General features: G+C 59.3%; 9 protein-coding genes and 1 other RNA gene. 2 read left to right on the forward strand and 8 right to left on the reverse strand.

Annotated features, from left to right (window positions below):
- Positions 1–3: 3 nt before the first annotated feature.
- Positions 4–1107 (reverse strand): methyl-accepting chemotaxis protein, encoded by a 1104-nt coding sequence (locus FQ182_RS06920; protein ID WP_149412857.1) that lies wholly within the window; start codon positions 1105–1107, stop codon positions 4–6.
- 448 nt (positions 1108–1555) lie between these two features.
- Here FQ182_RS06920 and FQ182_RS06925 point away from each other — a divergent pair, with 448 nt between their 5' ends.
- Entirely contained in the window at positions 1556–1870 is a 315-nt protein-coding gene (locus FQ182_RS06925; RefSeq protein WP_149412856.1) for a helix-turn-helix domain-containing protein, read from the forward strand.
- A gap of 97 nt (positions 1871–1967) precedes the next feature.
- Here the strand turns inward: FQ182_RS06925 and FQ182_RS06930 are convergent, their stop codons facing one another.
- Positions 1968–2882, reverse strand: coding sequence for a DMT family transporter (locus FQ182_RS06930; RefSeq protein ID WP_149412855.1), 915 nt, complete (start codon positions 2880–2882; stop codon positions 1968–1970).
- A 102-nt stretch (positions 2883–2984) separates the two neighbouring features.
- Between FQ182_RS06930 and FQ182_RS06935 the strand changes: the two genes are divergently transcribed.
- Positions 2985–3848 (forward strand): LysR family transcriptional regulator, encoded by an 864-nt coding sequence (locus FQ182_RS06935; protein WP_149412854.1) that lies wholly within the window; start codon positions 2985–2987, stop codon positions 3846–3848.
- Positions 3849–4022: 174 nt separating this feature from the next.
- On the opposite strand, the gene ffs is transcribed toward FQ182_RS06935, so the two are convergent.
- From ffs to FQ182_RS06965, 6 genes are all read right to left on the reverse strand, one after another.
- An RNA gene (gene ffs / locus FQ182_RS06940) (signal recognition particle sRNA small type) lies at positions 4023–4119 on the reverse strand.
- 121 nt (positions 4120–4240) lie between these two features.
- Positions 4241–5407 carry a putative zinc-binding metallopeptidase gene (locus FQ182_RS06945; protein WP_149412853.1) on the reverse strand — a complete coding sequence of 389 codons (1167 nt, stop codon included), beginning with the start codon at positions 5405–5407 and terminating at the stop codon, positions 4241–4243.
- A 239-nt stretch (positions 5408–5646) separates the two neighbouring features.
- Complete coding sequence (ligA, locus tag FQ182_RS06950; RefSeq protein ID WP_149412852.1) at positions 5647–8013, reverse strand: NAD-dependent DNA ligase LigA; 2367 nt, start codon at positions 8011–8013, stop codon at positions 5647–5649.
- 87 nt (positions 8014–8100) lie between these two features.
- Positions 8101–8949 carry a cell division protein ZipA gene (gene zipA / locus FQ182_RS06955; protein WP_149412851.1) on the reverse strand — a complete coding sequence of 283 codons (849 nt, stop codon included), beginning with the start codon at positions 8947–8949 and terminating at the stop codon, positions 8101–8103.
- 305 nt (positions 8950–9254) lie between these two features.
- The gene (gene smc, locus FQ182_RS06960; protein ID WP_149412850.1) at positions 9255–12743 is read right to left on the reverse strand and encodes a chromosome segregation protein SMC; all 3489 of its coding nucleotides are present in this window, start codon (positions 12741–12743) and stop codon (positions 9255–9257) included.
- Positions 12744–12745: 2 nt separating this feature from the next.
- The gene (locus tag FQ182_RS06965) at positions 12746–13405 is read right to left on the reverse strand and encodes a GntR family transcriptional regulator (protein WP_149412849.1); all 660 of its coding nucleotides are present in this window, start codon (positions 13403–13405) and stop codon (positions 12746–12748) included.
- Positions 13406–13495: the final 90 nt, after the last annotated feature.

Genomic DNA, 13495 nt, shown 5'->3' on the forward strand with positions numbered 1-13495 from the left:
TGGCTAGCGGTTGAACCGTTCGACCAGGGCACGCAACCCGGAAGAGATGCTTTCAAGTTCCCGGCCACGGGTGACTGCAGCGTTGGCATTGCCCGCTGTCTTTTGCACCGTGGCGGCGACGTTGTTGATTTGTTGCGAAACTTCCTCGGCGACGTGGGATTGCTCCTGGGAGGCGGCGGCCCGCAGGTTCTGAATGATGCCCTGGATCTGCTGGGTCGACTCACGGGTCTTGCCCGCCAGCGCCCGCACTTCATCGGCTACCACGGCAAAACCGCGACCCTGCTCGCCAGCCCGTGCGGCTTCGATGGCAGCGTTGAGGGCCAGCAGATTGGTCTGATCGGCGATTGCCTGAATCATGCTCGCAGCCACGCGAATTTCCTGAGTCTGCCCGGCCAGATTGCCGACAGCCTGGTTGATCTGGGTGACGGTACCGGCCAGCAGCTGGATAGCCTCACGGGAGGTCCCGGCCACCTCGCTGCCCTGTTCGGCCAAGGTATTGGCGGTGTGAGCTTCGCCGGCGGTCTGCTGCACATGCACGGCGACTTCGGCAATGGAGGCGGCCATTTCGGTCATGGCGGCGGCGGTCATGTCAGTTTCGGCGCGTTGCTCCAACAAGGCTGACTCGGTATTGCTCGACAGCACGCTGGAATCGGCGGCTGCTTCAGCCATTTGGCTGGCCAGGTCGCTGAGGCGCGTGAGGGCGGTTTTCAAGCGCGCGTCTTCGCTGATCAGGATCATTTCCAACTGCGCAGCCGGGCCCAACGCATCGCTGTAGGTCAACGCACTGATGGGATCGGAAAAGGTGTTGGGTGTGTGCTGAACAATCTGTTCGAGCTGTCGCCCCAGACGCTGCTGAGCCCAGGCGCCCATCCAACTGTGACCGGCCTTGAGGTAACTCCACATCAGCTCGAACACTGCGGGCGGCATGTCCGGATGGCGCACCAGGTTGTGGGGGCTGCCGATCAGCTCCGCCTGGGTAAAGCCGCTCATGGCGGCAAACTCGGCGTTGCAGTAAGTAATGTGGCTGTTGACGTCAGTTGCGGAAATTAGCCGTTGCTGCTCCCCAAAAGTCTGTTCAACAGCGGTGACCGGCAAGTTGAGACGCACGTTAAAGCTCCATGGACAGCGTTCGATCGCTCTGCCGACGGCCGGGTAGGCCCCGCAGGCGGATTCGTATTTCCAGACAGGCTGTGCCGTCAATCGGCGAGTTGGCCACAATCGACGGAAAACCCAAGATTTTGCCCAGCGATTCACCGTTGATTCGACGAAGATCAACTAGGCTTGAATTCAGGTATCTGGCACGGGAGGCGGGATGCTGCGTGGCGCTGACGAGCGACGTTAAAGTCCCTGCCAAGCGTCCGATTTATGTGAACGAGGAGAGCACAATGATTTCCTGTTTCATAAACCTGCCTTCTGAAACGAGACCACTAAATACTTGTCCTAAATGTTGATTCTACGAATTACATCACATTTTGCAAGAAAAGGTGATGGTACAAGCGGTTGTCTAATCCAAATATTTATCGTTAAGTTCTTGATTCTAAATGGGAATTGAGCGATGCACATTTCAAGTTTGGGTCCAGCCATCAGACGTTACCGCAAGGTCGCAGGGCTTACTCAGGCTGAACTAGGTGAAAAAACCGGTTTTGACCCTAAAACCATCAGCCGCTTCGAAACCGGCACCTATACACCCAGCGTGGAGGCTCTGTTCTTGTTCGCAGAGGCGCTGGAAGTGAAGCTGAAAGTCTTTTTCGCAGACCTGGTCGACGAGGATGAACAGCGCGCTTATCTGTTTGGTGTCATTCAAAAAGCCACCCCGAATGATCTGGGAAAGCTGATTGCGGCGGTAGACCAGGCCTTGTCCAAGCCTTAGAGCTCGTAACAGAAGCGTCCGTAATAAAAAGAGCAGGCAGCTTACGCTGCCTGCTCTTTTCTTAAAGACTCCTGACATGAACTGACCGGACAGCCCCCTAGACTTGCTGAGGCTGGGCAACGCCTTTACTGGCTCTTCTTCGCCAGCGCCCTTCCAGGCTGATGGCGCCGACACTGACCAACACGATCAGGCCGCCCAGCAGCACCCGCAGGGAAACCTGCTCGCCGAGCATCGTCGCTGCCATCACCATTGCCACCGGCGGCACCAGGTACAAGGCCACCGAAGCGCGACTGACCTCAACGTGCTTTAACACAAAGGCCCAGGCCAGGTACGCCAGGGCGCTGGGGAAGACACCCAGCACCAGCACCGCCAGGTTGACCCGCAGCGGCGCCTGGCTCACGGCCTCAGGCAGGCCGGGCAAATAGAAACAAAGCAGCAACGCCCCCGACCAGACCGTGTAGCACACGCTGGTCAGCGGACTGTAGCGACGGGAATAGTGCTTCTGGATGGCAAAATAGAAACTCCAGGAGATTGCCGCCAGCAAGATCAGCAGGCCGCGCGGGTCGATCTCACCTACACCATGATCGCCCCAGATCACCACTAACACTCCGAGTAGCCCCAGCAACACACAGCCCCAGCGCCAGCCACTTACCACTTCCTTCAAACAGAAAAACGCCACCAACACACTGAACAACGGAACTGACTGCGCCAACACACTGGAAGCCGCCGCCGTGACCCATTGCTGACCAACGTTAAGGCAGAGGTGATGCAGGAATATCCCGAAAAAACCCAGCACCAGCAGCCACGGCAGATCCCGCAGTCGCGGCCGATCAATGCGCACAACCAGCGCCACGCCCGCCATGAACACCGACGCAATCAAAAATCGCAACAAGGCCAACTGACCAGGACTGTAGCTGTGCAATCCCAAATGAATACCGATGGGTGAATAGGCCCAACAGAGGATCACGCTGGCGGTGACTAGCGTAAGCTTTACGGGTGACGGGGCATTCATCGATGGCGTCCAGAAACAGAATGGGAACGCCGTCAGTCTTGCCCTGCGCAAGGCGCAGGACAATTAACCGATTCTGACTTCTGTAATCACTGGAACTGAGCGATGGAACTGGCGCAACTGAAGATGGTGAGAGCCGTGGCGCAAACCGGCAGCGTGGCCCAGGCCGCCCTGCAACTGCACTGCGTACCGTCCAACATCACCACGCGCATCAAGCAGCTGGAAAGCGAACTGGGCACGGCGCTGTTTATTCGTGCCGGACGCGGGTTGGCGATCAGCGCTGCAGGCGAAGTGTTCCTTGATTACTGCGAGCGTATTCTCGCCCTGGTGGAGGAGTCCAAACGCGCCGTCGACAGCAACGCCATCCCCCGCGGCAAATTGCGCATCGGCGCAGTGGAATCCAGCGCCAGCGGCCGCCTGCCTCCATTACTTGCCGAATACCATCGGCGTTATCCAGAGGTGACCCTAGAACTGGTCACCGGCGCCTGGTCGCAATTGCTCGATGACTTGCAGCACCATCGCCTCGATGCTGCCCTGGTGGCCGCCGGGGCCAAACGACCAAAACTCGAACAGAGCGTGGTCTACAGCGAACGCCTGGTGCTGATCGCAAGCAGTACCAGCGCCCCCATTAAGGACGCACGGGACCTGGCAGGGCGCACCTTGCTGGTCTGGCCGCCGGGCTGTCCTTACCGAGCAGCCCTGGAAAACTGGCTCAAACCCCACGACATCAAGCCGGCCATCGCCAGCTATGCCAGTTGGGGCACGATCATCGGCTGCGTCAGCGCTGGCGTTGGCGTAGCGCTGGCACCGGAAGGCATCCTTGCCCGTTACGAACAGAGCAACCAGCTCACTTCCTATCGTTTTGACGAACTGGCGGCCGTCGACAATCTTCTGTTCTGGCACAAGGACACCCAGCGCCACCTGGCCCGGGATGCATTCGCCGGGTTGCTGCGGGAGACGTTCGGCTAACGCGCCGCCAGTTGACTCAGGCACCCGTCGAGCTGCGTCGGTGGGTAAACGACAGACACGCAAAATGACTACGCAGAGAGCATCAGCGAAGTTATTGAAAAGTATTTTTTGAGATTTACCGCAGGGTACGGCTTTGTAGCGACATCCGCTCATGGGCGGACGTTATGGAGGCAACCCCACCAGCCACACCCCGGCACACAATGTTCCCGCTGTGGCTGCTGCCTTCCGGCTCTGACCAGGTTCACGGGTAATCGTTGCGGGGGGACCGATGGAGTCACCATAACGACACTCGCCTCTCGGCAAGCCGCGCCATTGTACCGATCTGATCGGAAGTTACAACCGTTGCACCGGATTAAAAAATGTTGGGGCTCAAGCACTTGCCCGCGGCTGTGTTATTGCGCCTGCAATACCTCATCCGCCCTGCCACCCTCTTGCTGGATCACCAAGTGGATAAAGTGCAGCTTGGCAATCACCGCCGGTGGCAACACGAACGGGTAGAAATCCGGCTGCCCCATGCTGCGTGATAGCTCGTTGAGCATTGCCGCCAATTCGATCCACGCATTGACGAACGACAGGAACGCCACGGCGCCGGGATGCTCTGGATCGTAGAGGGTGCCAAGGGGAAAAGGCTGATAGTCCAGGTCCATCTCCCGTGCGCTCATACCAAAGCCCAGCGCCGTGTCCACTGCATCCATCATGTGCAGGTAATGGGCCCAGGTTTCTGCCCAGTCTTCCCAGGGGTGCATGGTGGCGTAGGCGCTGACGCAGGTTTGCTGCCAGTCCGGGCGCGGGCCGTTTTGATAGTAATGATCCAGGGCGTCGGCATAACTGGCACGCTCGTCGCCGAACAACCGGCGGAAGGGCTCCAACCAATGATCGTTGACGATCAGCCGATCCCAATAGTAATGACCCACTTCATGGCGCAAGTGACCGAGCAAGGTGCGGTAGGGCTCGCGCATCTGCACGCGAATACTCTCGCGATGGGCATCGTCGGCCTCCTTGATATCGAGGGTGATAAGGCCGTTGGCATGACCGGTGGTGGGTGCATTACCTTCCAGGTCGATGCCGACAAAATCGAAAAACAGGCCGGCGCCTTCATCGGCCGCCTTGGGAATGACCTGCAGGCCCAAGCTGATGAGTTGCGCCACCAAACGGCGCTTGGCGGTTTCCACTTTGCGCCAGCGCTCGGCGTTCTCCGGGATCGACAAGTCGGGAATTGTGCGGTTCAGGCTGCAAGCCACGCATAAGGTTTGGCCGTTATCGGTGGGCAGCAGCCAGTTGCAGGCGGCCGGGGTGTCGAGGTTGGCGCAGCGGCGAAACAACCCACAGTCAGGCTCGGCATCCAACTGCCACGTCCCAGCGTACGGCCCAGGCGTGAGAGACGACAGCCGGCTCTGCTCCGGCTGATACCCAAGCAATGCCGAACAAGCCAGGCATTGGCTGTTACGAAAAAACAGCGACTGCCCACAGCGACACTGCCAGACCTTGCTGTTGCGCGACTGCTCGACCATGAACGGCGCAGCAATGCGCGAACTGAGCTGCTCGAAGAAGCGGTACATGGCAATCTCTCCCTGGGACATGCCAAGACTAGATCATGGTTATGCGCTAATCGTTCCAGTTTTTATTCAATACCGATTACTTGTGACAAGCGGACTTCCTGTAGCGAGGGGGCTTGCCCCCACTGGGCTGCGTAGCGGCCCTAATAAAGTCACCGAGTTTTTTTCAGACAGAACTCGATGCTGGGTTTTGGGGCTGCTACGCAACCCAACGGGGGCAAGCCCCCTCGCAACAAAAGACATCAGACGGTGATGTTGTGCCTGGCCAAAAACCCCACGAACGCCTCTTCATCCAACACCTTCAACCCCAGCTCGCTGGCCTTGGCCAGCTTCGAGCCCGCCCCAGGCCCCGCTACCACGCAATGGGTTTTCGCCGACACCGAACCCGCCACCTTGGCGCCAAGGCTTTCCAGCTTCTCCTTGGCGACATCGCGACTCATCAGCTCCAGGGAGCCGGTGAGCACCCAGGTGTGCCTCGCTTCAGGCAAGCCTTCGACGACTTTCTTTTCACTCTGCCAGTGCATACCGAAGTCCTTGAGCTGCTGCTCAATGGCCAACGCCCGGCGGGCATTTTCTTCGATGTCGAAGAAATCGCGCACGGCCTTGGCCTGCTTCTCCGGCAACGCCTGGCGCATGTCCAGCCAATCGGCCTTGATCACCCCATCCAGGGAGCCAAACTTGTCCGCCAGTTTCTGCGCAGCGCCCGGACCTACCGAGGGCACGTGCAGCTTGTCCAGCAGACCGCCCAACGTGGTACTCGCCGCAAACTCGGCGCTCAGGTCGCCCTGCTCCTGCAACTCCAGCCCGCACTCGTCCTTGGACAGCAAGGCGCCAATGACTTCCCGGTTATGGCGGTCTTCAAAGAAGCTATGGATTTCATGGGCCACTTCCAGGCCAACATCCGGCAAGTACGTCAGCACTTCCGGCAACGCCTGCTGAACGCGCTCAAGGGAGGCCAGGGAGCGAGCGAGCACCTTGGCGGTCTCCTCGCCGACATCGGGAATGCCAAGGGCGTAGATAAACCGCGCCAGAGTCGGTGCCTTGCTGTTTTCGATGGCGGTGATCAGTTTTTTGCTGGAGACATCGGCAAAGCCTTCCAGATCGATGATCTGCTCGTACTTGAGCTTGTACAGGTCCGCCGGCGAGCCGATCAGTTTCTCATTCACCAACTGCTCAATGGTCTTGTCGCCCAGGCCATCAATGTCCATGGCTCGTCGAGAGACAAAATGGATAATCGCCTGTTTGAGCTGCGCACCACAGGCCAGCCGGCCAACGCATCGGTACACCGCACCTTCGCTGATGGTTTCCTTGCCCTTGCTGCGCTTAACCAGTTGCGTACGCTCGACGTGGGAACCGCACACCGGGCAACGCTCGGGAATCTGCACCGCACGGGCATTTTCCGGGCGACGCTCGGCCACCACCGAAACCACCTGCGGAATCACGTCACCGGCACGACGGATGATCACTGTGTCGCCGATCATCAAGCCCAGGCGCGCCACTTCGTCCATGTTGTGCAACGTCGCGTTCGACACTGTCACGCCAGCAACCTTGACCGGTTTCAGGCGAGCCACCGGCGTCACGGCGCCGGTGCGGCCGACCTGAAATTCAACGTCCAGCAGCTCGGTGAGCTCTTCCAGCGCCGGGAATTTATGGGCAATCGCCCAACGCGGTTCCCGGGCGCGAAAGCCTAGTTCACGCTGGGAAGAGAGGCTGTTGACCTTGAACACCACGCCGTCAATTTCATAAGGCAAGGAATTACGGCGCTCGCCGATATCGCGGTAGTAGTCCAGGCATTCCTGGATACCTTTGGCCAACTTCAGCTCATGGCTGATGGGCATGCCCCACTTTTGCAGTTGCTGCAGGTTGCCGATATGAGTGTCACTGATATCGGCAGTCACCTGGCCGAGGCCATAGCAGCAGAACTCCAGCGGGCGGCTGGCAGTGATCTTCGAGTCCAACTGACGCAGGCTGCCGGCGGCGGCGTTGCGCGGGTTGGCGAAGGTCTTGCCGCCGACTTCCAATTGCGTGGCGTTCAGCCGCTCGAAACCGGCCTTGGACATGAACACTTCGCCGCGCACTTCCAGGGTCGCCGGCCAGCCCTTGCCTTGCAACTTGAGCGGAATATTGCGCACGGTGCGCACGTTGACGCTGATGTCTTCGCCAGTAGTACCGTCGCCACGCGTGGCGCCGCGCACCAGCTCACCCTCCTGATACAGCAGGCTGACCGCCAGGCCATCGAGCTTTGGCTCGCAGCTATATTCCACCGCCGCTCCACCGCCAAACAGATCACCCACCGGCAGGTCCAGGCCTTCGGTTACCCGGCGATCGAATTCCAGCATGGTGCTTTCATCGAAGGCGTTGCCCAGGCTGAGCATCGGGATTTCGTGACGCACCTGAGTGAAGGCTGACAACGCCGCGCTGCCGACTCGCTGGGTGGGCGAATCACGGGTTACCAAATCCGGGTGCTCGGCTTCCAATGCCTTGAGCTCGTGGAACAGCCGGTCGTACTCGGCGTCCGGAATGCTCGGTTCGTCGAGGACGTGGTAACGGTAGTTGTGCTGATCCAGTTCAGCGCGCAGTTCGAGGATGCGGGTATGGGCGGCGGTCATGGGTGTTCTCTCATAAAGCAAAAGAGCAGCCGAAGCTGCTCAATATGTTAGTGCGCTTATTCTATCGACAACGCCGAGGGGTAAGCCTCAGCGTTTCTGTGTCAGGGCACGACGCTCGAACTCGACGATGCGCTGACGGTAGTGTTCGATGGTCTGGGCGGTCAGGACGCTGCGTTGGTCGTCCTTGAGTTCGCCATTGAGTTCCTGGGACAGCTTACGGGCTGCGGCCACCATGACGTCGAACGCCTGCTTGGGGTGACGCGGGCCTGGCAGGCCGAGGAAGAAGCTCACCGCCGGGGTGCTGAAATGGTCGATATCGTCCAGATCAAAGATGCCCGGCTTGACCGCGTTGGCCATGGAGAACAGCACTTCGCCGTTGCCAGCCATGCTTTCGTGGCGGTGGAAAATATCCATCTCGCCAAAACGCAGGCCACTTTCCAGAATATTTTGCAACAAGGCCGGGCCTTTGAAGCCGGCGGCGTCACGGCAGATCACGCTGATCACTAGAACTTCTTCGGCGGCTGGCTGATCCTTCACCGATTCACGATGGCTGCTTTTCGGCTGGCCTTCGTCCGGAAAATCGTCGTCGCGGCTGCTGATGCTCGGGCCACCATCCAGGTCGAGATTCAGGTTCAGGTCGCCCTGGTGAGGTTCGCCACCACGCTTGCCACGCTTACCTGTTGGCTCCCGAACGGGAGCGTTCATCGACGGCAGATCGTGCTCGTCCAGTTGCGGTTCTTTATGGGTATCCAGGACACGGGGCGGCCCCAGCAATTCGGTACCGCTGTCATCGTCCGACAAATTGGACAGGTTTCTATCCAGACGGAATTTCAACTTGCCCTTGCCGCCACGCATCCGGCGCCAGCCATCAAAAAGAATACCGGCAATGACAATAATGCCGATGACGATCAGCCACTCGCGCAGACCGATTTCCATGTAATCCCTTGCCTCTATAAAAAATGCTGAAAAATAAGGGGTTTAGCACCGTGCAAACCGCTTTAAAACGTGGCGCCAACTCTATGTTCTGAATGACGTTTTGCCCACGCATACTATAAATTGACATTAAACTAGCACGACCAAAGATAACTTTACACAGTTGGCGCAAATTGTGTCGATTTGCCATCTTTTCGACAACATAGGCAATCTCCTACAGCAGGCGCCAACTGAGAGCTACAAGCCCTAAGCTACAGGCTTCAAGCCAACTCACTTGCAGCTTGCGGCTTGAAACTAACAGCTCGCCGCTAGGCGTCCACCATCGCCATCGCTTCTTCGACATCCACTGCCACCAACCGCGAACAACCCGGTTCATGCATTGTCACCCCCATCAGTTGATCAGCCATCTCCATGGCGATCTTGTTGTGGGTGATATAGATGAACTGCACCGTCTGGGACATCTCTTTAACCAGTCGGGCATACCGTCCAACGTTAGCGTCATCCAGCGGGGCGTCAACTTCGTCGAGCATGCAAAACGGCGCCGGGTTCAACTTGAAGATAGCAAATACCAGCGCCAATGCGGTCAGGGCCTTCTCGCCGCCGGACAACAAATGGATAGTGCTGTTCTTCTTGCCCGGAGGCCGCGCCATGATCGTCACCCCTGTATCGAGTAGATCTTCGCCCGTCAGTTCCAAGTAAGCGTTGCCGCCACCGAAAACTTTTGGGAATAAGGCCTGTAAACCGCTATTAATCTGATCAAAGGTATCTTTGAAGCGGTTACGGGTTTCCTTGTCGATCTTGCGGATCACGTTTTCCAGGGTATCGAGGGCTTCCACCAGGTCTGCGTCCTGGGCGTCCAGATAACGTTTGCGTTCGGACTGCTGCTGATACTCATCGATGGCAGCGAGGTTGATCGCCCCCAGTCTTTGAATACGTGCAGCAATTCGTTCAAGTTCTTCCTCGGCCTCTTTCTCGTTGGCCTGGACAGTCAAGGTGGCGAGGACGCCGTGCAGGTCGTAACCGTCTTCCAGCAACTGGTCTTGCAGGGTTTTGCGCCGCACCGTCAGCGCCTGCCATTCCATGCGCTGCTGTTCGAGCTGGCCACGGATCAGTTGTGATTGTTGCTCAGCCTGGGTCCGGCGTTTTTCAGCTTCCCGCAGTTCGCGGTCGGCATCTTCCAGGGCGATTTGTGCGGTCTTGAGTTCTTCGTCGACGGTCATGCGCTTGTCGAGCAACTCTTCAAGCTTGAGCCGCAGTTCTTCCAACGGGGCTTCGCCCTCCTCCAGATTAAGGCTCAGTTGCTCGCGCTTTTCGGTCAGGCGCTCGGACTGCATCTCTAGACGTTCAAGGGCCTGGCGCGTGGAGTCGTGTTGTGCCCGCAAGGAACCCAGGCGCACCGCCAGTTGATGGGCGTGATCCTTGTGTTGGCGAGCCTCCTGACGCACCCGATCCAGGCGCTCGCGCAGGCTGTCGCGCTGGGCCAGCAGCAACTCGCGTTGCTCAGTGTCCAGTGCCATGCTGTCGAGGGCTTCCTGCAATTGCAGGCGTGCTTCACCGACTTGTTCGTGTTCCAGGGCGCGCTGCTCGCCCATCTCGGCCACTTCTTCATCAAGACGGATGCGGCGCAAAGTCAGTTGCTCGACCTTGGCCTTGCTCGCCGACAGCTGGGCTTTCAATTCGCCTTGCTGGCGCGCTTCGTCCTGCAATAACCGACGCAAGTGTTCGCGGCCGGTCTCTTGCTGGCGCTGGGTGGCGCGCAGGGTTTGCAGTTGGCTTTCCAGCGTTTCGAGAGTGGCTTCGTGCTCTTCGCGTTCGGCGATCAGATTGACGATTTCCTGACCTCGGGCCAGCACGCCGCTTTCCGCTTCGCTGGCACGACGCACCCGCAAGAAGTGCCGGCCGATCCAGTAGCCGTCACGGCTGATCAGGCTTTCGCCGTTGGCCAACTGGCCGCGCAAGGCCAAGGCTTGCTCAAGGGTTTCCACCGGTTTGACCTGACCGAGCCAGGGTGACAGGTCAATTGCCGCCTCGACCTTTTCCAGCAGGCTGCCGGGCACACGCGCACCGTCCGCCGCCGGACTGAGCAAGCGCAAATCACCCTGGGCAAAACCTGCCAAGTCGAAACCGCCAAAATCATCCACCAACACCGCTTGCAGATCGGCGCCGAGCACGGTTTCCACCGCCAGCTCCCAACCGGCCTCAACCTTCAAGCCTTCGGCCAAACGCGCATGCTCGGCCAGATGCTGATCGCGCAGCCATTCGGCGGTGCCGGTGCCCGGGTCCAGTGCCGCTTGCTGCAATGCCTCAAGAGATGCCAATCGACCGTTAAGCCGCTGCAAGTCGCCTTGGGCCTGCTGCTGCGCCTGAGTCGCCTGTTGCAGCTGCTGACGCAGTTGCTCCAGGCGCTCCACCTGCTGTTCTTCGCTGGCTTCCAGCTCTTCAAGGGTCATTTCACTGGCGGCCAATTGCTCGCTCAGCTCCAGGATCGCCGCGTCCTCCGGGTCGGCGGCGAGTAACACGCGCTCTTCCCCCAGGCGACGCTGGCGCTCGCCCAGGCGCTCCATGCTGGCTTCCAGTTGCTGGATGCGCGACTGCTGCACCTCGGCCTGTCGGCGCGGTTCGGCGGAGCGCAGGTTGAAGGCGTCCCACTGCTCTTGCCAAACGTGCATGGTGGTCTCTGATTCTTCCAGGGTCGCGGCGGCTTCTTCGGCGGCGGCGCTGGTGACTTCCTGCTCGGGGGTGAGCATGCCCAGCTCTTCGCCAAGGGTCAGCAGCAAGGTGCGGTCGTGGCCCAAGTGGGATTCAGTTTCCAGCCGGGCGCGCTCGGACTCTTTCAAGTCTTCCTGCAACTGACGCAAACGTTGCTGACCGTGCTGGATACTCTGTTCGACCCTGGCGATGTCACCGCCCACCGAATAGAAGCGCCCCTGCACCAGATTGAAGCGTTCAGACAGGTCATGGTGACCGTCTCGCAGGCGCTCAATACTGGCGTCGGCGTTGCGTTGCTCGGCCACCAGGGCCTCGAAGCTGATTTCCTGGGTGCCGATGGTCGCTTCGCGCTGGCCGACCTGCTCGTTTAAAGCCTGCCAGCGCAGCGCCGACAACTGGGCCTTGAGCTGGCGTTCTTCGCCCTTGTATTCCTGATACTTCTCGGCGGCCTGAGCCTGGCGGTGCAGACGCTCAAGCTGACGCTCAAGCTCTTCGCGCAAGTCACTCAGGCGGGCGAGGTTTTCGTGGGTACGGCGAATGCGGTTTTCGGTCTCGCGGCGGCGCTCCTTGTACTTGGAGATGCCGGCCGCTTCCTCGATAAAGTTACGCAGGTCTTCAGGCTTGGCTTCGATTAGCTTGGAGATCATCCCCTGCTCGATGATCGAATAGCTGCGCGGGCCCAGGCCGGTGCCAAGGAAGATGTCGGTAATGTCCCGGCGCCGACACTTGGTGCCGTTGAGGAAGTAACTGTTCTGGCTGTCGCGGGTCACTTTGCGGCGAATGGAGATTTCCGCGTAGGCGGCGTACTCACCGACCAGCGTGCCGTCGGAGTTGTCGAACACCAGTTCGATGCTGGCCTGGCTCACCGGTTTACGACTGGTGGAGCCATTGAAGATGACGTCGGTCATCGACTCGCCACGCAGGTTTTTTGCAGAGCTCTCGCCCATCACCCAGCGTACGGCGTCGATGATATTCGACTTGCCGCAGCCATTGGGCCCCACCACTGCCGCCATGTTACTGGGGAAGTTCACCGTGGTCGGGTCGACGAAGGATTTGAACCCCGCCAGTTTGATGCACTTGAGCCGCACGCTTAGGCATCCGCCAGGGCAGTAATGACCAGCGAGCAACTGCGCTGGCCATAAGCGGAGAGCACCATGCGAATCTGCGGCAGGTCACGGGCCAATACAGCGGCGAGCAACTGCTCGAACAGCGCCAGGTACTCGCTCATTTCTGCCTTGCGCTGATCCAGGGCCAGGTAATAGGCGCGGTTCATCGCCGGCTGCAGGTTCTCGACGGTTTCCTGCAAATACGGATTGTTGGCGAAGGGATAGGCGGCGCGCATCACGTTGAAGCTTTCTTCAACGAAGGCACGGATGTCCTGGTGCTCGAAACTGCTCACCAAGCGTTGCTGGATCTGCACGAACGGCGCCATGTCGGCCTGGGTCTGCCAGCCTTCGGCTACTGCGTTACCCAGCAGGATGTACAGCTCGCCCATCAACGTACACAGGCTCTGCACCTTGTGGGCGGTGAGTTCAGTGACGTGGGCGCCACGGCGCGGCAGGATGGCGATCAAGTGCCGCCGCTCAAGGATCAGCAACGCTTCGCGCACGGAACCACGGCTGACATTGAGCGCCAGTGTGACCTTCTGCTCCTGGATCCGCTCCCCAGGCTTGAGGTCGCCGCGAATGATACGTTCGGCGAGGTGGTGAGCGATTTGCTCGGCAAGACTATCCGGCGCCTTGAACGTCATGTTTTCCCTTCAAAATCTTCTATCGAGACAAGCGCGGCAGTGTAGCGCAAATGCCTGCTAATGGCGCAGGGCCCACCGATCCGAATTTGG

This window comes from Pseudomonas sp. ANT_H4 (assembly GCF_008369295.1).
Lineage (GTDB): Bacteria > Pseudomonadota > Gammaproteobacteria > Pseudomonadales > Pseudomonadaceae > Aquipseudomonas.